General features: G+C 72.7%; 1 protein-coding gene. It reads left to right on the top strand.

Going from position 1 to position 693, the window contains the following annotated elements; all coding sequences use genetic code 11:
- Positions 1-693, top strand: a 693-nt coding sequence (locus GUY61_RS38755; protein ID WP_166634954.1) for an MFS transporter, incomplete at both ends; no start/stop codon positions are given.

The raw sequence follows: 693 nt of genomic DNA, 5'->3' as shown, positions 1-693 counted from the left end.
GCAGGGGCCTGTGGGCGAGTTTCCCGCAGGCGGGCCCGTCGATCGGATTCCTGCTGGCCAACGGCGTGATGCTGGCGCTGTCGGCCGGTCTTGACGACACCCGGTTCCTGGAATGGGGCTGGCGGGTGCCGTTCTGGGTGGCGGGGGTGCTCGCTGTGGGCGGGCTGCTGCTGCGCTCCTCGCTGGCGGAGACCCCGCACTTCCGGGAACTGGCGGAGCGGGGCGAGCGGGCCCGGGTGCCGCTGGCGGAGGTGGTGCGGGGGCACTGGCGGCTGCTGCTGCTCACCGCGGGGGCGCTGGCCGTCGGGTACGCGCTCTTCTACGCCGTGACCACATGGTCGCTCGCCTACGCCACGGAGCGGCTGGGGGTGAGCCGCACTGTGATGCTCGGCTGCGTGATGGCGGCCGTCGCCGTCAAGGGCGCGGCCACACCGCTGATGGCGATGCTCGGCGACCGCTACGGGCGGCGGCCGCTGTGCCTGACCGGGTGCGCGGCGGCGGCGCTGTGGATGTTTCCCATGGTGGCGCTGCTGCGCACGGCCGAGCCGCTGCTGATGTTCCTGGGGTTCGTCGTCGGGCTGCTGGCGTTCATCACGATGTTCGCCGTACTGGGCGCGTATCTGCCGGAGTTGTACGAGCCACGGGTGCGCTGCACGGGGGCGGCGGTGGGCTACAACCTGGGCGGGGTTCTCG

Source organism: Streptomyces sp. GC420 (genome assembly GCF_009916105.1).
In the GTDB taxonomy this organism is placed as follows: Bacteria; Actinomycetota; Actinomycetes; order Streptomycetales; family Streptomycetaceae; genus Streptomyces.
The sequence above is the reverse complement of the archived record's forward strand: the minus strand, read 5'-3'. Positions and strand labels throughout refer to the sequence as shown.